The sequence below is a fragment of the Rhizobium viscosum genome (assembly GCF_014873945.1).
Lineage (GTDB): Bacteria > Pseudomonadota > Alphaproteobacteria > Rhizobiales > Rhizobiaceae > Rhizobium > Rhizobium viscosum.
Genome location: NZ_JADBEC010000001.1, coordinates 3,740,089 through 3,760,398, shown reverse-complemented (window position 1 = coordinate 3,760,398; position 20,310 = coordinate 3,740,089). Strand labels below are relative to the sequence as shown.

The window sequence follows — 20,310 nt, the reverse complement described above, 5'->3', positions numbered from 1 at the left end:
CGCCGGCAAACCAATTCGCAATGTCACCGGAATTCCAGATCCAGTGAGGCCAAGCTCAGTGCGGCCAAATTCAATGAGCCAAATTCAGTGAGGATGATATGCAGACGATCACGACACGCTCGAGCCCGGCACCTGCGCCTGCCCCGCTCGCCATCTCCAAGCCGCTGCTCTGCCCCTGCTGCAAGCAGCCGGTCACCGCGCCGCAGCCCGAAATCGTCATCGATCACTATGGCCTGACTCCGATGCAAGGCCGCATTTTCGAGGCGGTCTGGAAGGGCAAGGGCCTGCCCGTCATCACCGAGCGCATCTTCACCGCCATGTATATCGACGATCCCGATGGCGGCCCCTCGCCTGACAAGATGTACCTCGCCTTCAAGGTCGCCCTTTGCCACCTGCGCCAGAGGCTCGAAGGCTCCGGCATCGGCATTGCCAATGTCGGCTATCGCCGCGGCTACCGGCTGGTGCTGGAAGGCAAGTTTCCCGGTACCACCACCCGTTAAATCCCCGCGCAGATACGTGAAATGACCATGGCCGCCGCCCGTTCTGCGCCGGCCATGTTGCGATATTGACAACATTCCCTTGCAAGAGCCGCAACATGCCTGCAGATCTCGAACAGCTTCGCCGCGATGTGTCGCTGTCTGAGACGGCGGCGCGCTATGGCTGCAGGCTGGAGAGGAACGGGCACGAACATGTCGCCTGCTGCCCCTTCCACGCCGAGGAGACACCCTCCTTCACCATCTTCAGGGGGCAGGATGGCGTCGAGCGCTACCATTGTTTCGGCTGCGGCGCCGGCGGCGATGTCCTGGATTTCGTGCAGCAGATCAAGGGCGTCGATCTTGCAGAAGCCATCCGGATTCTCGACGGCAGCAGCCATGCCCTGCCGAACGCAAGCGCCCATGCGCGGCAGGTGCGCGATCCCTATGAGGGCATCACGCCGCTGACGCCTCCATCCGAGCCGGTCAGATCAGGCACCCGCATCCGCCTCTATAATCCCAAGCGCAAGGGCGACCGCTCCGAATGGGGCTCATTTTCTCCCTCCATGGTCTTTCCCTACAGGCATGCCGACGGCGCGCTGATCGGCTATGTGCTGCGCCATGACCTGCCTGATGGGGCCAAGGAAACGCCGATGGTCATGTTTGCCCGTCTGCCCGACGGCAAGGAGACCTGGTGCCGCTACCCCTTTCCCAAACCGCGCCCGCTCTACGGCCTCGAAACGCTCGGCAAGACGAAGCAGGTGATTGTCGTCGAGGGCGAAAAATGCCGCGACAGGCTGGCGGGCAAAACCGGCCGCATCGTGCTCTCCTGGGCCGGCGGCACGCAGGGCGTCAAACACACCGACTGGTCGCCGCTATCAGGCCGCGATGTGGTGATCTGGCCGGATTTCGATGCGCCTGGTCTTTCGACGGCAGACGAGATCGCCGCCATTCTCACCGCGCTGGGGGCACGCGTCCGGCTGACGGGTTTTACCGATGCCGGGGCCGCTTCCGATCTCGGCCATTTCGCCTATTGCGACTGGCAGGCGGGCCGCCTTCCCTGTCGCGGCTGGGATAGTGCCGATGCCGTCGATGCCGGCTGGACGCGCCTCGAACTCGATGCCTTCATGCGCGCCACCATCCGCCGCCATGTGCCTGCCCCGGTCGAGCCGCCGCCATCGGCAGAAGAGCCGGACCCGCACGCGCCCAAGGCGCCACGAGGCATCGACGGCGTAGACAGTATGCCGGAATGGTTTCCGAGCCAGCCTTTCGGCTCCGAAGTCTGGCTGGCGCGCATTTTCGACGAGCATCTGGCGAAGGCCTGCGGCGGACGGATCGTCCGCGCCGACGGCAAATTCTGGGCCTATGGCCCCTCCGCCTGGCGCCCCATCCCCGAACAGAAGATCCGCCTTGCCATGCATGCCTTCGATGCTGTCGGCATCGGCCCGAAGGAAAAGCCGCTGAAGCTCGGCAGGCATATGATCGACGGCATTCTCAACGAGTTCGGCACGCGCACCGCCGAGGCCGGCTTCTTCGGCAATCCCGCCATCGGCGTCAACGCGCTGAACTGCACCATTACTCTCGATGAGACCGGCAAGGTGATCTGCCGCCCCCATGACCCTGACGATCGCTTCCGCTTCACAATATCCGCGGACTACAATCTGCACACCGAAAGCCATCCGCCAGAAGGATCGCTGCTGCATAAATTGCTCCACGGCGCCTTTCAGGGCGACCCTGATGCTGCCGACAAGATCAAACTCGTGGCCGAGATGCTGGGCGCTGCCGCCTTCGGCCTTGCCACCCGCATCCGCCAGCCGAAGGCCTTCATCCTGCTCGGCGAGACCGCCAGCAACGGCAAATCCACCATTGCCGCGCTCTTTCGTGCGCTGCTGCCTGAAGGCGCCGTCTCCTCCATTTCACCCGCTTTCTTCAATGACGAGAAGCGCATCATCAACCTCGCCGGCAAGGCGGCGAACGTCGCCGACGAGCTGAGTGCCGCTGCCATTTCAGGCGAGGAATTCAAGGCGGCCGTCACCGGCAACCCGATCGAAGGCCGCAGCCTCTACAAGGATGTCCAAAGCTTCATCCCGCGGGCGCTCCACTGCTTCACGACAAATACCCTGCCGCGCTTCAACGGCGGTATCGACCGGGGCCTGCGCCGCCGCCTCGTCGTCATCCAGTTCAACCGCAGCATTCCCGAGCATGAGGTCATCCCCGATATTGCCGAGCGCATCGCAAGGGAAGAGCTGGAACTGCTGCTCGGCCTTGCCGTGTCGGGCGCCCGGCGGCTGAAGCGCAATGGTGGCTACACCATGCCCGAAAGCTCGAAGGAGGCGCTGAACGGCTGGCTGCTGCTCGACCCGCTCAACGAATGGTTCGATATCCGCATTGAGCCAGCAGAGGCCGAACCCACAGGCGGCTGGCTGCGCACCGCAAAACTCTTCGAGGATTTCCGCAAATGGGCGACCGACCAGGGCTACCGCGAAAGCTTCCTGCCGCCCGTCAACACCTTCTCCCAGCGCCTGAAATCCATGCCCGACGTGCGCCTGAAGCGGCTTGCAAACGGCACGGTGGCGCAAGGGGTGATTCTCAAGGAAAGCACGCTGATGGGATCAGCCAGTTACGCCGATGTCTTCTGAGATGCGGAGCGGCCGAGTTTCCGATCAACGGTCATAACAGTCTCGCGTAAAAATTGACTCGCCTTCGTCAGGGAGATGTGACCATGTGCATGTGTGGTCGGCTCTTCCATCAGCACCTGGAGCTGTTCTTTTTGAAGCCCGCCCACTGTTGCGGCAGGCTCGTTCCGAACCGCGAGCGCCCGGTACCCAACCGAGAACCACATCATGTGGTGGGCTTTTGCCGTCAATGTCGTGCTTGCTGAGCCTCGGCAGCTTTTGGGCTGATCGCCTGCAGCCTGCTCCTGCGGCGTCAGCGTCAAAACCAACAAGAAAATATGGCCAGCAAGAAGGCATGGCCAGGGCATGGGCCAGGACATGGATGGAAAGAAATAACATGTCACGCCAGGATCTCGACCGCATATTGTTTGACCGCATCTGGGACCTCGGCGCACAGGCGGTGAAGGATGAACACCTGTCGGCGCTCGCCTATGCGACCGTCACCAAGCCGACCCTGGAAGAATATCAGGAGAGTCACGGCACCCTGCAGGCCGATCTCATAAAGGTCATCCAGCTCGGCATCCTGAAGCTTCGCGAAAGAGGCGAACTGCAGGAGCCGTAGGACCTGTGCCTTCGAGGCTCGGCGGCTCTGCTGTTGCCGAGCGAAACGCGACATTTCTCCGCCCTCGTCCCCCAAAGGCAGTGGCGATCAACTTCGACCGCCATGGAAGAGAGCTTGCCCGCCTTGCTCAGGTATTTCCGGCGCGACATTCCACTCCTGCAAACCCTCCATAGCCCTATTTGATTAGGCTCTTTTGGGGAACGATGTCTCAGGCTCGTGGTTCTGTTACAGGCCCTCAAAAGCCGGCCGCCGCGCCCCACTCCGTTCTCCTGTGACGGAGGCGGCGGTCACTTCTCCCATCCAGAAATCAGACATTCGCCGACGTTTCGATTCGAAACGCGCCCCGCAGAAAATCCCGAACGCTACGGGTAAACCCGGCCGCCGACCTCAACGAACGATGGGTTCCCAATCGTCTCGGAGAGGGTGTGAGTGCGCGAGCCATTGCCAGGCATTCCGCCTGATATCGCCATGCAACGGGCACAACTGTTGCCATCCGAAACTTGTCGCGATCCATCGAAAAAGGAACGCGGCATGACCAGCGCGAATTTCCCCGAATGCCTCTCGATCACCCTGCAATCCGAAGGCGGCCTCTCCCTGGAACGCACCGACCCCGGCAACTGGACCGGCGGCAGGATCGGCAAGGGCACGCTGAAAGGCACCAAATACGGCATCTCGGCCGCCGCCTTCCCCAATCTCGATATCCGCAACCTGACGCTCGACGACGTCAAACCCATCTACAAGGCGAAATACTGGGACGAAATCGGCGGCGACGCCCTGCCCCCGGGCTTCGACCTCGCCACCTTCGACTACGCCGTCAACTCCGGCCCCGCCCGCGCGCTGCGTGACGCCCAGTCAGTCATCGGCGCCCCCGCCGACGGCAAACCCGGCCCCCTCACCCGCGCCAAAGCCGCAACCGCCGGCACTAGGGAAATCAAAGCCCTCTGCGCCCGCCGCCTGAGCTTCATGCATGGCCTGGCGATCTGGAAAACCTACGGCAAGGGCTGGTCGGCGCGCGTGGCGAAGATCGAGGCGAAGGCGGTTGCGATGTATCTCCGCGTGCAGCCGGGCGTGGATGTGAAGGCAGCGCTGGCCGATGAGGCTAGCAAGGCGGAAAAGACGGCGGGTACGCTGCAGAAGGCCGGCGCGGCAATCGCAGTGTCGGCATCAGGTGGTGCGGGCACGGGTGCGGCGCTGCCGGCGGAGGTAAATTTGCTAGTGCTTGGTGGGGTGATGGTGCTCGGGCTGGTCGTGGCGGGCGCGCTGGTGGTGAAGGCAGTGCGGGCGAAGGAGCGGGCGAAGGCTTATCGGTCGGCAGAAATGGCGATCGGGCAGTAACGGCCGAAAGTTGATTCATTGCCATGTGGCCTCACTGGCTCACGAGCGAGCCCATAACAGGAACTTTCCGCACCGCGCTACGCGCATCATCCACCCATGCGATCTTCAACCTTATTTAGAAGAAATAGAAGAGTTGCGAGAATAGAATTCCCGCGGAGCGAGAATCGAAATAAAGATGCCCTGCCCATCGCAGCACAAGACGCTGTCAGCAGCATAATTAAGGGATAATCATGCGCGCCTATATTGCAGTGACACTCATCGCCACCGCATTACTGACCGGCTGTGCGCCGACCGAGAAGCAATATGATGCAGCTGTCAGAGTGTTGCGAGGCAGCGAGCGTGAGAGAAACGGACTTTTGGACGAGTGCATAAGGCAGCTCGGCTTTTCCGACAAGAAGGCCCGCCATAACGCTGCTGTCGCCCTGAACGTGGCGGACAAGGACGCTGCGAAAATTGTCTGCAGCCGATACACAAAAGCGATCGTTTCCGGCAGCATAACCTATCAGGACACGCTCGACGTCAAAAATGGCCACTACAGCCCGAAGGTGGTCAAGATCCTCCGGGGTGGCTGACGCGGGCAGCGCTCGCCTTTTCGCTCGCCTCGCGACCAGCAAGACGGGCGCAGGCGGCAAAAAGCCGGCAAGGCTTCTGTGAAGGTTCATCTTCATGCAAAGCCTGACAATCTCGAAGACCGCGGCAAGGCTGGTCGGTGCTGTTACACGCACGTCATTTCAACTGTATTTAGAATAAACAGAAGAACAGAATTCTCGTGAAGCGAGAATCAAAATAAAGAAACCCTGCCATCGCAGCACAAGACGCTGCCGCACTATAATTGAGGAATAATCATGCGCGCTTACATTGCAATGACATTGATTGCCACAGGACTTCTCGCCGGCTGTGCTCCGACTGAACAGCAATATGATGCAACGGTGACGATGCTGCAGGGCAGCGCGCGGGCACGAACCGAAGTTCAAAACATGTGCGTCAAGCGCATGAGCGCGACCGACGCTGCCTGGCACCGCAACGCCGCCATTGTCATGAACGTATCGGACAAGGACGCCCCGCGCGTTGCTTGTAGCCGGTACCTGAAGGCCCTCGTCTCCGGCCGCGCCACCTATCAGGACACGGTCGACCTCAGCAATCGTCGCTATACCCCGAAGCTCGTCAAGATCTTCCAGGGTCGCTGAGGCGGACGCGCCGAATGCCTTTGGCGCTCGCCTTACGGATGGCAAGGCGGGTGCAGACGGCACAAAGTCGGAAAAGCAGGGAATTGAGAAGATGAAGGCAGCGCTTTCGCACGCGGCCCGGACCCTCGTGCTGCTTCTGGCACTGGCTACAACGGCTGGTTTTGCCGCCACTGCCAAGGCGCAGAACGCGTCCCTCGCAGGAGAACGGCAAGCCGTTCTGGAGATGCGCAATTCCATCAAGCAGCACTGGCGTCTGAATCCGGAACTCGGCGCACTTGACGGCATCCGCGGCACTGTACGCTTTGCGGTCAACGCGGAAGGCCGACTTGTTGGCAAGCCGCAAGTCAGCGTGACGGGCGGGACTGCCGCCAAGCGCGCTTGGGTGAAAAGCAGCGTGAAGGAGGTTATCCAAAAGGCCTCTCCCTTCCCCAGGCGGCCCAAAGGCGCCTATCCGAGCGTGATGGAGTTTATGCTTCCTTTCCAGTTCGATCAGCCCCCCAGACGGGCGCCGCTCGAGCGAAAATAATCGCCGTGCTTCATCCTGCGCATAGCCAGCGATGAAAACCCATCGCCGGCAGGGCAGTGAATTGCACCCGAAAGGCAGCGCTCAACCGGCCCATGACATGGTGGCCCTCGCCCAGCTGCCGCGCTGCGCCTCCGGAACGGGATCGATCGTGTTGAGCCTCATCGTTATCGAGCAAGCCTCTTCGTCGCTGAGTTCGGCAAGTTTCGTCAGCTTGTTCAACTCGTCCAAGGTCACACCCAGGCGCTGCGTGATCATCTGCGCGATGTCCTGAGCGGTCAGCGTAACGGTCACGGGCTCCCGCACCTTTCCGTCCTCATAGGCCAGGCGCTTGGCTTCCAGATATTGCCAGTAGCGTTCTCTCACCTGCGGAATGGCCTGCGCGCTCTGCGACATTCTCATGCTCACGAGATCCTTGCAGCCCTGCGGATAATAACGGGCAAGAGCCTCATTGAGCTCGCCGACTTTCTTCAAGACATCGATTGCGACAGCATCGCTGGCCCGCGACAGTGCGGGATTGCCGTATTTCGCCACCATCGCAGCGGCCTGTACACGCGGATCGATCTTTCCTCCCGAAGCTTCGGCCTCGGCAAACATCTGCCGTGTTTCATCCTGGTGATCCATGAAGACCGCGTGAACGAAAGGATTGATACCGGCGAGAACCTTCATCTCCCTTTCGAAGGCGCCAGCCTTCGTTTCCTGCGCAGCCGCGCCCGATGCGGGCTTCGCATTTGCGGCAGGCTTCCTCTTTTGCAGGGATGGGCCATTCCCGAGCCACGCCCTCGCCCAATCGCCCTGCAACTCCTTCGGCAGGGCGCCGACATTGTTGAGCTTTTTTGCGAGAGCGCACATGTCTTCGTCGCTTACGTCGATCGGGGCCGTGTTTGACTTGAACGCCTCGTCTGCCGTCATCCCGAGATACTGCGTCATGATGACGTATTGTTTGTCGAAGGTCATCACTTCCCTATCAGCACGGAATTTCCCGTCCTGATAGGCATAGGCCTTCGCCCGCAGATCAGCCATGCGCCCGTCCCTGACCTCGGGAACCAATGCCCAGTTCGGCATATTGCCAGTGAAGAAATACTCGCAGCCTTCGGGATATTTTTCTGCCACGATTTCGGCGAGTGCAGCGGTTTTGTTCATGGCTGAAATCACGGTACTGTCGCCTGCACGCGCGAGAGCAGGACTGCCGTATGTCGCAATCACCCGAGCAAGGATCTTCCGCTCCTCATACACATCCGCCCACCCTTCCCCATAGACTTTCCGCGCTACATCCATGTGATCCTGGTAGATAGCCTGCAGAAGAGGATTGATCCTCCCCATGAACCGAACCACCCCTTCCAGCGGATCCTTCTCGGCGTCCTTTGCAAATGCGCCTGATGCGACCAGCGCCATCGCAGCCACCAGCGACAATAATCTCTTCATGAAACCCACCCCAAATAGTTACAAATCTTCTAGGTCTGAAAATCCAGACTGCCCACGGTCGGGAGGTGAAACTGGCCGGATCAGTACGCTACCCTCCCCACGAGATGGTCATCCTTGCCCAATCCCCCCTCTGCGCCTCCGGCACCGGGTCGATGGTATTGAGCCTCTTGATGATCGAGCACAGTCGTCCAGCCGGAGCCTGCATGAAATTTGCCAACACCTGTAAATCCTCAATGCTGAGGCCGAGGTGGGTCGTTGTCAGCTGAATCATATCCTTGGGCACCATCCTGGGAACCTGCTCGCGGGATCTCCCGTCCTGATAAGCAAGACGCTTGGCCTCCAGATAACCATGGTATCGTTGAGCGACCGCCGGAATGGCCAGCCCCTCTCGCGGGATGGCATCGGCCTCAAAATATCTGCATCCTTCGGGGTATTGGGCAATCAAGACATCGACGAGTTCAACTGCCTTGTTCAGAACGCCAATCGCATATGTGTCACTTGCACGCGACAGCGCCGTCTTTCCTGACATCATGGCGACTGTACCCAGGGCCTCCTGCATGGCAGTCACATCTCGGCCCTGCAAAAATTCGTCGAATACTTGCCGCGTCTCATCCATATGATCGACAAGAATTGCATGCATGTAAGGATCGACCCGGGCAAGAGCATCCATCTGCTTCTGCAAAGCTGCTTCTTTTTCATCCTGCGCAAACGCACCGGATGTAATGACCGCAACCGCGGCCATGATCCACCACAATCTTTTCATAAAACCCCACCCCAAATAGTTGCAAATATCTCTATCTTTGAAATCCCAAACCGTCCACGGCCCATTCAAAAAATGGTAAAAGCATCAGAGGAATACGCAACGCCAAGCAACGCTTCACGCAGATAGTACCTCAACACCCTGGCGACCGCCCGATCACCTTGGGACGTTTAATGCTTGCAACAATCTAGCTGTCGAGCTTCAGCGCCAGCTGCTGCCCGCCAAAAACCTTCAGCACGTGTTTGTTGATCGGCCGCATCGCCTCGATGCGGCGTTGTTCTTCCCGCCTGCGCGCTTCGTGGCGCTCGCGGTCTGCGCGCAGCTGCGCGGCAAAGGCCATGGCCTTGTCTGCTGCTCCTGAATAACTCGGGCTTGCTGCCATCGAACTCTCCATCAGAACATAGCTGAGAACGTTTATTTGTTCTCATTTTGTTCTCATTTTCGGGGAAGTCAAGAGCGTCGTTTCAGGGCAGTAACAAGGGTGGGTTTCCGGTGCGAGCAAGCGCAGCCGGCAAAAAGGCGGGAAAGCGTCAAGTCTTTGACGCAGCAAACTATTCTTTCGTCTGGATCCAGATCATGGCGAAAGACATGAGGCCACAAAGCGTGGCGATCAGAAGCAGGTCGTCCATCGAAATCCTCCTGTTTGTGGCAGAAACGCGGCAGAAGGATTTTGGTTCAATTGTTCATTGTTCCAGGCGATCGTCTCGCCCTGTTCTCGTCAGGCCGGCCTGATCACCGTCATGATGACGATATTGCCGGCTTCGTCCCGGGCGCTGTCTGTCGTCGCGATGACTTTGCCGCCGAATTCCGCCTCGGCCTCGGCGAACGCCTCCTTCACAAGCCGGAGCGTTTCCAGATAGGCGCTGTTGTCTCGCCTGGGCATTGAGAGCAATGCCTTGATCCCCGCGCTATCGTCGGCCATGACGCTGATTTTACTCCTTTGCTCGATCCCGATATCGCGAATATCAGGATCTTCCTTCGTTGCCTTCCGGGAAAACGGCACGCGGGTCAAGGGCGGGAAGCGGTCTCCGGCCAGAGGATAGCGGGAGAATACGCGATCTCGCTTTATCCCTATCTCTCATGTATAAGCCCTCGTCCCATTGCCAAGCCCGGTTCCTGCGTTTCGCGAGCGAGGGCTTGCAGGATCAGGCCCCTGCCACGACATGAGGCCACGGGCCCGCGACCAGACGAAAGAAGACTTGAGATCATGACCACGGCAAAGACGGCTGTTTCGGAAGCAAACCAGCGCTATTTCAAGGCGCCGGTCTTTGCCGTTGCGCCCATGATCGACTGGACGGACCGTCACTGCCGCTATTTCCATCGCCAGATCAGCCGCAACGCCCTGCTCTATACTGAAATGGTCGTCGCCGATGCCATCATCCATGGCCCACGCGAGCGCCTGCTCTCCTTCGATGGCACCGAACACCCCGTTGCCCTGCAGCTTGGCGGTTCCGATCCGACCAAGCTTGCCGAGGCCGTGCGCATTGCCGAACCCTATGGTTATGACGAGATCAATCTCAATGTCGGCTGCCCGTCGGATCGCGTGCAGTCAGGCACCTTCGGCGCCTGCCTGATGCTGACACCCGAGACGGTTGCCGAATGCGTCGCCGCCATGAAGAAGGTCGCGAACGTACCGGTCACCGTCAAATGCCGCATCGGCGTCGACGAGCAGGAGCCGGAAGAGGCATTGCCCACGCTGATGACCAGGGTGATCGATGCCGGCGCCGACGCGATCTGGATCCATGCCCGCAAGGCCTGGCTGAAGGGCCTGAGCCCCAAGGAAAACCGCGAGATCCCGCCGCTCGATTACGACATCGTCTACCGCATGAAGGCCCGCTTCCCCGATGTCTTCATCGGCATAAACGGCGGTATCCAGACGCTGGACGAGGCTGAAGGCCACCTCGCCCATGTCGACGGCGTCATGCTCGGCCGCGCCGCCTATCAGAATGCCGCCATCCTTTCCGATATCGACCACCGCTTCTACGGCGCGCCGGCAGCCGAGCCGGACTGGAACGCGCTGCGCGACCGTATGATGGTCTATGCCGCCGGCCATATCGCCGCCGGTGGCCGTCTGCAGCATATCGCCCGCCATATGGTCGGCCTCTTCACCGGCCTGCCGGGTGCGCGCCGCTACCGCCAGATCCTGTCGACAGATGCCGCAAAGCCGAATGCCGGCCCGGAAGTGATCGCCGCAGCCTTTGCCGCGGTCGATTTCTCCGGTGCTGCGGAAGCTGCCAGCGCCTGAGCGGCATCAGGCATCGATCCGAGCCAGGAGAGCAAACATTTGCCGATGGATCGGGCTTGCTGCCCGGTCCGTTTCCTTTCCACGTTTGAACGAAGTTCGGTTGAACGCGTTTACAACGATCCCCGCGAAGGAGCATGGAAGGAAACGCTCATGAAGAACCTCATGATAATAGTCGCTGCCGCTTCTCTGGGTTTCGTACCCGTGGCTGAGGCCGCGAGCCAGCAGAAGCAACCGAAACATGCCGCCCAGCAGGTCGCAAATGAGCCGAGGCAGCGTCTCGGCACCCTCTCCTGCGTGGTCGCCGGCGGGCCTGGCATGATCATCGGCTCGAGCAAGGCGATTGATTGCAGCTTCAAGCAGAACAGCGGCAAGGTCGAGCATTATACCGGCACGATCGGCAAGCTCGGTCTCGATGTCGGGGTCACCGGCAAATCCTATCTCAGCTGGGTCGTCGTCAACACCGCGCCCACGCGCGTCGGCGATGGCGCTCTCGCCGGCACCTATGTCGGCGCCTCGGCCGGCGCGTCTGTTGGTGTCGGCCTCGGAGCAAATGCCCTGGTGGGCGGAAATTCGAAGAATTTCGCGTTGCAGCCACTCAGCGGCGAAACCGGAACCGGCGTGAACGTTGCCGCAGGCGTCTCTCGCCTCCAGCTGAAGGCAACGCGCTAAGCCCTACAGGCGGCGGCCAACCGGTCGCCGCCGCTTAACCGCAAAGTCGCTTGCACGTCATCCGCGAGAAACGATTGACGTTTTTCCGCTGCCTACTGAGCATCTCGACACGGTGCTGGCGTTTTGATGAAGCAGGCCGAAATATCGGCAATGGCAGTCCGTCCAGTCGATCATTGGCTGAACAGCTGCCCCGCCTGGTCTTCACAATCGCACGGCGGCGCCGTATCTTGCGCTGTCCCCCGATATGCCGCCCATATGCATGCTCACCAGCCGCGCCTGAAAACGGCCATCGTATAGGAGGCCAGCCAGCATGAAAGATGTCGTCGCTCTGGTAACTGGCGCAAGCCGCGGTGTCGGCCGTGGGATTGCGCTCGCACTGCTCGCCGAGGGAGCCACGGTTCACGTGACCGGCAGGACGCTTTCGGAGGCCGAAGCAAACGGGGGCAAACGTGCAGGCTCGCTGGAGGGGCTCGAGCTCGAGGCTGCGAACCTGCCCGGCCGCGTTGTCATTCATCAGTGCGACCACAGCAACGACACCGAGACCGAGCGCGTGGCCGAAAAGATCAGGGCCGGCAACAGGCTGGATATTCTGGTGAATAATGCCTGGCCCGGCTACGAAAACATGGTCGAGGACGGCGATTTTACCTGGCCTCGCGCTTTCTGGGAGCAGCCTGTCTGGCGGTGGGACGCGATGATCGGCACAGCACTGAGGGCGGCTTTCATGATGTCGCGTGCGGTAGCACCGGTCATGATCTCGGCGCAGCGCGGTCTGATCGTCAATATTTCATTCTGGGCGGCGCAATTCTACGATGGCAACGCGATCTATGGCATGGCCAAGGCCGCCGCCGACAAGATGGCTGCAGACTTCGCCCATGATCTGCGCCCGCACCATGTCGCCGCTGTCGCCCTCTATCCTGGCCTGGTGCGCACCGAAGCGGTCATGCAGAACGCCGAATATTTCGATCTGTCCAATTCCGAGTCACCGCAATTCATCGGCCACGTCATATCAGGACTTTGGCGAGACCCGGCGCTGATGTCGAAATCCGGAAAGGTCCTGGTCGCGGCCGAGCTCGGCCAGGAATACGATATCGCTGACATCAACGGCTATAAGCCTGTTCCCCTCACAGCGGCGGACTTTGCCAAAAGCTGAAGTCATGCCGCCACCAAGAGCAGCACATAAGCCACGACCGTCACCATCAGCCCCCGAAACGCAATCGTCACGAATCGGTATTTGCATCGGGCGATATGCGAGAGAATGTCGGCATTCTCCACATATTGGTCGAAGAGATAGCGCTCGTCGCGCCGGATCGCCGCATCGAAGAAGGCATCGCGATGTCTGGGCCATGCACCCCAGAACATCGAAGTGGACTTATCGAGCCGCCGCGGCAACACCACGAGGATGGCCGACAGAATCGAAAAGACCGAGGCCGCTGCCAGGAGCCCGGAGAAGAGAATGGCCTGCGGCGTGCCCTGCGCATAGCGTGCCCATGTGAAGACCGCCCTCACTTCGGCTGAGCTCACAAGAAAGGCGAGCATAAAAGTAAAGATATAGGCAGCCTTCTGGTCCGAGATCTTGATCTGATCGTAGAATATGTCGTTGATTTTCTTGATATGGTCGAAATATTCCGAGCCGATATCTTCCGTCGACGGAGCGCTGGAAGGCAGTTCCGCAAAGTTTTCAAATTCACTCAAGAAAATCCCCATCCTACAATAGTGTTTCCCTAATAATACACTTGGTATCGAAAGCAAGAACACGTGTGCAGTCAGCTTGACTTTTGCACCGCGCTTGGCCAAAGGGGAAAAAGGTGCGGGGGTATCTGAAATGTCGGGGCTTAAGTATTTTCTGTGCGCAAGTACATCTCTTGCGCTCATGTCAACGTTACTTGCATTTCCGGTTGCAGCCGAGCCGCTGCAGCGCCCGACCCCGGTTGCAGGCTCGGTCATCGCCCGCAAGACCGGCGAGGAAGTGCGCTTCGTCGATGTCAGCAACTGGCGCGTCGTCGACCTCAATCAGGATCTGCTCGATGGCGACGTGCTGCGCACCAATGCCACCGGCCAGCTCGCCATCCTCTTTTCCGATCACACGCAGATCCGCCTCGGCCGCAATTCCGCGCTGCAGGTCAAGAAGATGTCTCAGACCGGCGATACGATCCTCAACCTGCAGTCCGGCACGATCTGGGCCCGCGCCCAGCGCGGCGGCCAGGGCTTGACGGTCGAGACGCCGGCCGCCGCAGCCGCCATCCGCGGCACGGACTGGACGATGACCGTCGAGGGCGCCAGGACCTCGATGATCGTGCTTGAAGGTCGCGTGGCGCTCAGCAACCCGCAGGGCAGCGTCGAGGTGAACGAGGGCGAAGGCGCCGTCGCCACCATCGGCCAGGCGCCGCACAAGATCATCAGCGTCAATCCCGACGACCGCGAACAGATGCTCTTCTATCTGGACCTGCGGGACGGCTTCGACCTGATGCCGACCTCGCCACTGCGGGCGGACCGCATGGCGAGCGAGCGCCGCCGCCTGCTGGCTCTGCCGCCGGAGCGCCGCACGACGGAAGACTGGCTGGAACTCGCCGAAGTGCAGAGCGCCTTTGACGGCCGCCAGGCTGCAGCCGCAACATTGAAGAATATCCGCGGCAGCAAGCTGACGGTCGCCCAGCAGGCGCGCGTCGACCTGATCGACGCCACGATTGCCGGCGCGGAAAAGCGCTATGGCGATGCCGCCAGGCTCTTCCAGAAGGCCCTGCCGCATCTCGATCCGACACGCCGCAACATGGCCCAATATGGCGGCTATTTCGCCCGTTCGCTGGCCGACCCCGCCCATGCCGAACCGCTGCCGGCCAACACCACCGGCCCCTATGGCGCAATGATGGAGGCCTATGCGACAGGCTTCCTGGAAAACCCGCGCGCGGCGATCGAGATCATCAGGAAAGCGGAAAAGCGCTATCCCGATGACGCGACCCTGCCGGCGGTCCGCGCCCAGCTGGCGGAGCTCACCGGTGACCGTGAGCAGATGAAGGAAGCGATCGAACGCTCGCTGGCGCTCGACCCTGATCATCCGATGGCGCTCTCCGCCCGCGCTGGCTACAGGGCAGCCTATGAGAGTGACATCAACGGCGCACTTGCGGACCTGAACCGCGCAATCGAGCTTGCCCCCGGCGCATCAGGCACACTGAATTCGCTCGGCCTGCTGCAGAGTTCGCGCGATGCCAACGGCGAAGCGGAAAAGGCCTTCAAGAAGGCGATCGAGCTTGATCCGCAGGATCCGCTGCTGCATGCGAACCTCGCGATCCTCTATCTCGACCAGGCACGCATGAAGGAAGCCAAGCGCGAGATCGATACGGCAATCGCGCTCGATCCGTCCTTCGACCTCGCCCTGCTTGCCCGCGGCCGCTACTATCTGCAAGCCGGTGAGCGCGACAAGGCGCTGGAAGACCTGCTCGCCGCCAGCACTGCCAATCCCGCTCATTCGCAATCGCAGCTGATGCTCGCCGCCGCACACTATGAAAAGGGCGACCGGCTTCCGTCAGAGCAGGCGCTCGACAACGCAAACCGCATCGATGATGACGATCCGGCCATCTCCGCCTTCCGTACGGCTGTGGATATCGACGACTACAATGCCGATGGTGCCATCAGCAACGCGCAGGAATTCCTGCGCCGTTCGCGCGCTCGCGGCGGCGATTTCAGCGGGCTCGGTGCCAATCAAAGCGCCGGCTCGACCCTGAACAACGCCTTCCGGCTGCAGGGGCTGGATGCCTGGGGCCGCTATTACGGCGATGCGGTCTTCGACCCCTTCAAAGGCACCGGTTATATCGATCAGTCGATCAAGGGCAGCATCTTTCCTTTCGTCAACGCAACAAGCTTCAGCGATGACAACATTATCCAGAACCGCAACAACGCGTCGAGCTACTCATCCTTCATCCAGGGCCTGCTGCTTTCTCCGCATATGCTGTCCGGCCGTTCGCGCGCGGCAACGCTGTTCGACGTGCCATTCATCGAAGGTTCGCTCGGCGGCGGCATCAACAGCGTCGACGGCCATACGCGTCGGACCGGCGAAGCGGAAATCCAGGGTTATTCGAACTCCACTATTCCGATCAGCTTCTACGGCAACCTGACCTGGGAAGAGCTGGCGCTGGATGGCGACTATCGCGATTTCGGTGGATATGCGACGGAGAATAAGCTGCTCGCCGGCAATGCCTACCTGACGGCAACTGTGACGCCGGATGATCGCGTTGTAGCCTATTTCAATCATGCCAAGAACGATGGAACACTAAGCGCGCTATCGACGGATCCCACGCTCTCGACCATCCTGAACCTAGGCGTATTCGACCCGATCCTCACCCCAATCCTCGGCATTCCCCCTGCGCCTGACGAATTGCCACTCTACCGGACGCAGATCAATAGTGCGGAAGTGACCAGCGCCGGTGTCGGCTGGAGTCATACCTTTGCCTATGAAAATATCCTGAACGGCGCATTGCTCTATCAGGAGACAAAGTCGAAAACCTCCTTTGACCTGTCATACGACTGGTCGGATGTACCTTTCTTCAGTGTTCCCGGCTCAGGGGATATCAGGCCCTTCGGCCAGACGAGCAGAGAAACGGAATCGCAGGCCTATATCGCAGCGCTTAGCCACAGCATTGGCGATGGACCGCTCACCTGGCGCTACGGCGTTGAAGGCGGTTGGATCAATACGTCTCTCAAGACGTATTTCCATCTAGACGATATCATTCCCGGCTTCATCGACGGCGTGACCGACGCTCCCCCGGAGGCTGAAACCCGCACAAATATCGGCCGCGCCTATATCGATCTCCTTCATGAGATCGCGCCTGATCTGAAGGGCGAATATGCGCTGTTTGCCACCCGGCTCGAAGGCGATGGCGTCGATGTGAGCCGGCTCGAACCGCGCTTCGGTCTTGCCTGGGCGCCGGCTCAGAACCATTGGCTGCGCGCTGCCTTCATGCGCCAGAGTCTCGATACGGGTGTCCCGACGCTGGCCCCGATCGGCATCCTTGGCCTGCAGGCAAATCAGTTTTCGGTCAGTGCCGAAGGCTACGCCGATACGGCAGCCTTCCAGTGGGACGCCGAGTGGACCGACAAGTTCTTCACTTCGGTCGAATACCAGCATCAGGAATTGCATGATTTCTCGATCGACCTGCCGTTGATAGCGCTTCCGGCCATCGAGAGCTTGCCGCTGTCGCGCGGCACAATCGACCGCGCAGCCGTTACGGCCAACGTCGCGCTCGGAGCCGGCTTCGGCCTTTCCGCCACATACGCCTATATGGATTCCGAGAACAAGGATCCGCTGGAGCCGAACTTCGGCGGCAACCTGCCCTATATCCCCACAAACTCCGGCCAGATCGCACTCACCTGGGTCAACGAGGCCAAGGTGAAAGCCACCGTCGCCGCCAACTATATCGGCGAGCGTGATGGCGACGATCTCGGCACCAAGCTCGACGATTACTGGAGCCTCGACGCGCACCTGATCTGGGAACCCTTCGACAAGCGCCTCGCGCTTGAGGCGGCCGCCTATAACCTGCTCGACGAGGATTTCGAAATAACGCCCGGCGTGCCCGGCTGGGGCCGCGCCTTCAAGGGCACTCTGAAGATCCGCTTCTGATGTCCACGCGCCCTCATGCAGAGCGCCCGATAAAGCAGAACCGCCCGTCGCAGCGCCTGCCCGGCTGGCCCTTCTCCAGCCGCGGCATCCGTCTTCTCGTCCTGGCGCTGGTCACGCTGGTCACTATTTCGCTGATCTCCCGCCTGCCCGCCTGGACGCTGACGGAGCTGCGCACCTTCGACTATCTCTCGACGGTCGACGATCCGACGCCGCCCGACGGCGGCCCGATCATCGTGGCGATCGACGAGCCGGCACTTGCCGATATCAACGCCCAGTGGCCCTGGCCGCGCAGTCTGCATGCCGAGCTCGTCAAACAGCTGCGCGCTGCCGGCGCAAAGGCCATCGCGCTCGATATCATCATGGCCGAGCCCTCGACGGCGGAAAACGATCAGGCCATCACCGCCGCCGTCGGCCCCGATGTCGTGCTCGCCGGCGATGAAACGCTGATCAAGACGCCGCAGGCCGACCAGCTCCTGCGCACCACGCCGCTGCCGCAGATGACGGATGCCGGCGCACGCACCGGCATCGCTTCCATCACCCTGAATGGCGACGGCATCTTCCGCAATATACCACCCTATGAGGATGGCTTCGCAATGGAGCTCGCAAAGGCTGCGGGCATCAAGACGCTGCATCTGCCGGCAGGCTCTCTCATCCAGTCCTTCGGCCCTGCCCGCTCCTATCCCACCGTCTCCTATTATCAGGCGCTCGACCCGAAGAATTTCCTCCCGCCCGATATCTTCAAAGGCCGTGTCGTATTGGTCGGCCTCAGCCTGCAGAACGCCCCCGAGATTGATCAGGGCGGCGCCGATGCCTATGCCACGCCCTACACCGTCCACACCGGCAAGCTGATCTCGGGTGTCGAGGTGCAGGCCACCATCTACGACAATATCGTCCATGGCCTGGCGATCACGGAAGCCGGCCTGCCTGTCGTTGCGATCTGCATCCTCATATCAGTCGCTCTCGCTGCCGCCACCGTCTGGAAGGCCACGAGCTGGCGCACGCTGGTCGCCACCGCCGCCGCAATCCTCGCCTTTGCGGCAGTCAGCTATGCCGGCATCCGCTTCGGCCATGTCTTCGTCTCACCGCTTGGGCCGACCGTCGCCTTCGTGGCCGTCGCCTTCGGCCAGGCCGCCTTCGATTATACCGAGGAGCGCCGCCAGAAGCGCCAGATCACGCTGGCCTTCGCCCAATATATCTCGCCCGATCTCGTCAAGCGCCTCTCCAACGATCCCTCACAGCTGAAGCTCGGCGGCGAGCGGCGCACGCTGACAGTCTTGTTTTCCGACGTGCGCGGCTTCACCACCATTGCCGAAACGATGAAGGATGATCCCGAGCAGCTGACGGCGCTGATCAACCGGCTGCTGACGCCGCTCTCGGATGTCGTCATGGATCATGGCGGCACGATCGACAAATATATGGGCGATTGCATCATGGCCTTCTGGAATGCGCCGCTCGATGATCCCGACCATGCCATCCACGCGGTAAAAGCCTCGATCGCCATGCAGGATGCGATCGGCACGCTGAACCGCGAGCTGGAGCGCGAAGCCACCGCGTCAGGCCGGACGCTGCATATCCTCAAAATGGGCGTCGGCATCAATACTGGCGAATGCATCGTCGGCAATATGGGCTCGACCCGCCGCTTCGACTATTCCTGCCTCGGCGACAGCGTCAACCTCGCCTCACGCCTGGAAGGCGCCTCGAAGAATTACGGCGTGGCATTGCTGCTCGGAGAGGAAACCGCCCGCCTCGTCAGCGAGCGTTACACCGTGGTCGAGCTCGACCGCATCATCGTCAAGGGCCGCACCGTGCCCTCGCCCGTTTTCACCGTGCTCTACGGCTCGCACCGCGCGGCACTCCCGGAGCACAACGCCTTCCTGGAAGCGAAATATGCGGGAACACTGACCCTCTCCGACCCCGCCTTCGACACCCTGCCGAAAGCCGTTCCGGAACTTTCAGCCTATTATGCGCTGGTGCGCGGCAGCCTTGCACAGGACCAAGCGGCTCCCTGAGCAATTCCAGAAAAAGTGTGAAGCGGTTTTGCGTCCGGAATTGCGTCAGGACAAAAAGATAGTGCACTTTCCCCTGGCCGTCATTTGCGTCTAGGATGTCGTCAGACTTTCCAGATCAATCAGCCAAGAAGTCCCGTCATGTCCCTTCCCGCCACCGTCATCCCCCTGCCGCAGCCGGTTCTCCTGCCCGTCGAAGGCAGCGCCGAGGCCTTCCCGGTCCGCCGCGTCTATTGTGTCGGCCGCAACTATGCCGACCACGCCATCGAAATGGGCCATGACCCGAACCGCGAGGCGCCCTTCTTCTTCCAGAAGAATGCCGACAATCTCTATTCCGGCAAGGATTTCCCCTACCCGCCGCTCTCGAACGACGTGCATTTCGAGGTCGAATGCGTGCTGGCGCTCAAGGCCGGCGGCGCGAATATTCCCGCCGAAAAGGCGCTCGACTGCATCTATGGCTACGGCGTCGGCATCGATTTCACCCGCCGCGACCTGCAGGCCGAAGCCAAGAAACTCGGCCGCCCGTGGGAGCTTGCCAAGGCCTTCGAATATTCCGCCCCGGTCTCGCCCCTCGTGCCCGCCAGCCGCCTCGGACATCCCGTAAGCGGTCGCGTCTGGCTCGACGTCAACGGCGTCCGCAAACAGGATGGCGACTTAAACCAGATGATCTGGAAAGTCCCGGAAATCATTGCAGAGCTTTCGAAACTCTTCGTTCTCGCCCCCGGCGATATCATCATGACCGGCACGCCCGCCGGTGTCGCCGCCATCAACAGGGGCGACAGCATTTCCTGCGGCGTCGACGGCATCGCGACGCTCTCGCTGAAAGTGGTCTGAGGAGG

The 20,310-nt window shown here is 60.8% G+C and carries 19 protein-coding genes; 13 read left to right on the top strand and 6 right to left on the bottom strand.

What is annotated here, in order from left to right; translation table 11 throughout:
- The first annotated feature begins 98 nt into the window (after positions 1-98).
- Both H4W29_RS18505 and H4W29_RS18500 read left to right on the top strand, forming a co-directional pair.
- Positions 99-500, top strand: a complete 402-nt coding sequence (locus tag H4W29_RS18505; RefSeq protein ID WP_192730207.1) for a hypothetical protein — start codon at positions 99-101, stop codon at positions 498-500.
- Between the two features lie 95 nt (positions 501-595).
- Entirely contained in the window at positions 596-3,112 is a 2,517-nt protein-coding gene (locus H4W29_RS18500) for a CHC2 zinc finger domain-containing protein (protein WP_192730206.1), read from the top strand.
- Here the strand turns inward: H4W29_RS18500 and H4W29_RS18495 are convergent.
- Positions 3,094-3,420 (bottom strand): hypothetical protein, encoded by a 327-nt coding sequence (locus H4W29_RS18495; RefSeq protein ID WP_192730205.1) that lies wholly within the window; start codon positions 3,418-3,420, stop codon positions 3,094-3,096. The genes H4W29_RS18500 and H4W29_RS18495 overlap by 19 nt on opposite strands.
- Before the next feature lie 65 nt (positions 3,421-3,485).
- Here H4W29_RS18495 and H4W29_RS18490 point away from each other — a divergent pair, with 65 nt between their 5' ends.
- The 5 genes from H4W29_RS18490 to H4W29_RS18470 all read left to right on the top strand — a co-directional run bounded on the left by H4W29_RS18490 (position 3,486) and on the right by H4W29_RS18470 (position 6,758).
- The gene (locus H4W29_RS18490; protein ID WP_192730204.1) at positions 3,486-3,710 is read left to right on the top strand and encodes a hypothetical protein; all 225 of its coding nucleotides are present in this window, start codon (positions 3,486-3,488) and stop codon (positions 3,708-3,710) included.
- A gap of 531 nt (positions 3,711-4,241) precedes the next feature.
- A complete protein-coding gene (locus H4W29_RS18485) occupies positions 4,242-5,045 on the top strand; it encodes a glycoside hydrolase family 108 protein (protein ID WP_192730203.1) in 804 nt (267 codons plus the stop codon).
- A gap of 230 nt (positions 5,046-5,275) precedes the next feature.
- Positions 5,276-5,617, top strand: a complete 342-nt coding sequence (locus tag H4W29_RS18480) for a hypothetical protein (RefSeq protein ID WP_192730202.1) — start codon at positions 5,276-5,278, stop codon at positions 5,615-5,617.
- A 273-nt stretch (positions 5,618-5,890) separates the two neighbouring features.
- Positions 5,891-6,232 (top strand): hypothetical protein, encoded by a 342-nt coding sequence (locus H4W29_RS18475; RefSeq protein ID WP_192730201.1) that lies wholly within the window; start codon positions 5,891-5,893, stop codon positions 6,230-6,232.
- A gap of 91 nt (positions 6,233-6,323) precedes the next feature.
- Positions 6,324-6,758: an energy transducer TonB gene (locus tag H4W29_RS18470; RefSeq protein WP_192730200.1), complete on the top strand. Its 435-nt coding sequence runs from the start codon at positions 6,324-6,326 to the stop codon at positions 6,756-6,758.
- A gap of 81 nt (positions 6,759-6,839) precedes the next feature.
- On the opposite strand, the gene H4W29_RS18465 is transcribed toward H4W29_RS18470, so the two are convergent.
- From H4W29_RS18465 to H4W29_RS18450, 4 genes are all read right to left on the bottom strand, one after another.
- On the bottom strand, positions 6,840-8,180 hold the full coding sequence (locus H4W29_RS18465; RefSeq protein ID WP_192730199.1) for a hypothetical protein: 1,341 nt from the start codon (positions 8,178-8,180) through the stop codon (positions 6,840-6,842).
- A gap of 88 nt (positions 8,181-8,268) precedes the next feature.
- Positions 8,269-8,943, bottom strand: a complete 675-nt coding sequence (locus tag H4W29_RS18460; RefSeq protein WP_192730198.1) for a hypothetical protein — start codon at positions 8,941-8,943, stop codon at positions 8,269-8,271.
- 184 nt (positions 8,944-9,127) lie between these two features.
- Entirely contained in the window at positions 9,128-9,322 is a 195-nt protein-coding gene (locus tag H4W29_RS18455) for a hypothetical protein (RefSeq protein WP_112706271.1), read from the bottom strand.
- Positions 9,323-9,658: 336 nt separating this feature from the next.
- On the bottom strand, positions 9,659-9,862 hold the full coding sequence (locus H4W29_RS18450; RefSeq protein ID WP_192730197.1) for a hypothetical protein: 204 nt from the start codon (positions 9,860-9,862) through the stop codon (positions 9,659-9,661).
- A gap of 285 nt (positions 9,863-10,147) precedes the next feature.
- On the opposite strand from H4W29_RS18450, the gene dusA reads away from it, so the two are divergent.
- From dusA to H4W29_RS18435, 3 genes are all read left to right on the top strand, one after another.
- Positions 10,148-11,185 carry a tRNA dihydrouridine(20/20a) synthase DusA gene (gene dusA / locus H4W29_RS18445; RefSeq protein WP_192730196.1) on the top strand — a complete coding sequence of 346 codons (1,038 nt, stop codon included), beginning with the start codon at positions 10,148-10,150 and terminating at the stop codon, positions 11,183-11,185.
- Positions 11,186-11,335: 150 nt separating this feature from the next.
- On the top strand, positions 11,336-11,854 hold the full coding sequence (locus tag H4W29_RS18440; protein WP_192730195.1) for a DUF992 domain-containing protein: 519 nt from the start codon (positions 11,336-11,338) through the stop codon (positions 11,852-11,854).
- A 310-nt stretch (positions 11,855-12,164) separates the two neighbouring features.
- Positions 12,165-13,004, top strand: a complete 840-nt coding sequence (locus tag H4W29_RS18435; protein WP_192730194.1) for an SDR family NAD(P)-dependent oxidoreductase — start codon at positions 12,165-12,167, stop codon at positions 13,002-13,004.
- Positions 13,005-13,006: 2 nt separating this feature from the next.
- On the opposite strand, the gene H4W29_RS18430 is transcribed toward H4W29_RS18435, so the two are convergent.
- Positions 13,007-13,546 carry a Pycsar system effector family protein gene (locus H4W29_RS18430; RefSeq protein WP_192730193.1) on the bottom strand — a complete coding sequence of 180 codons (540 nt, stop codon included), beginning with the start codon at positions 13,544-13,546 and terminating at the stop codon, positions 13,007-13,009.
- Positions 13,547-13,724: 178 nt separating this feature from the next.
- Between H4W29_RS18430 and H4W29_RS18425 the strand changes: the two genes are divergently transcribed.
- The 3 genes from H4W29_RS18425 (at position 13,725) to H4W29_RS18415 (ending at position 20,305) form a co-directional block, all read left to right on the top strand.
- On the top strand, positions 13,725-17,465 hold the full coding sequence (locus H4W29_RS18425) for a FecR domain-containing protein (RefSeq protein ID WP_246517223.1): 3,741 nt from the start codon (positions 13,725-13,727) through the stop codon (positions 17,463-17,465).
- A complete protein-coding gene (locus H4W29_RS18420; protein WP_246517219.1) occupies positions 17,465-19,474 on the top strand; it encodes an adenylate/guanylate cyclase domain-containing protein in 2,010 nt (669 codons plus the stop codon). Before H4W29_RS18425 ends, H4W29_RS18420 begins: the two co-directional genes overlap by 1 nt.
- Positions 19,475-19,612: 138 nt before the next feature.
- On the top strand, positions 19,613-20,305 hold the full coding sequence (locus H4W29_RS18415; RefSeq protein WP_192730191.1) for a fumarylacetoacetate hydrolase family protein: 693 nt from the start codon (positions 19,613-19,615) through the stop codon (positions 20,303-20,305).
- Positions 20,306-20,310: the final 5 nt, after the last annotated feature.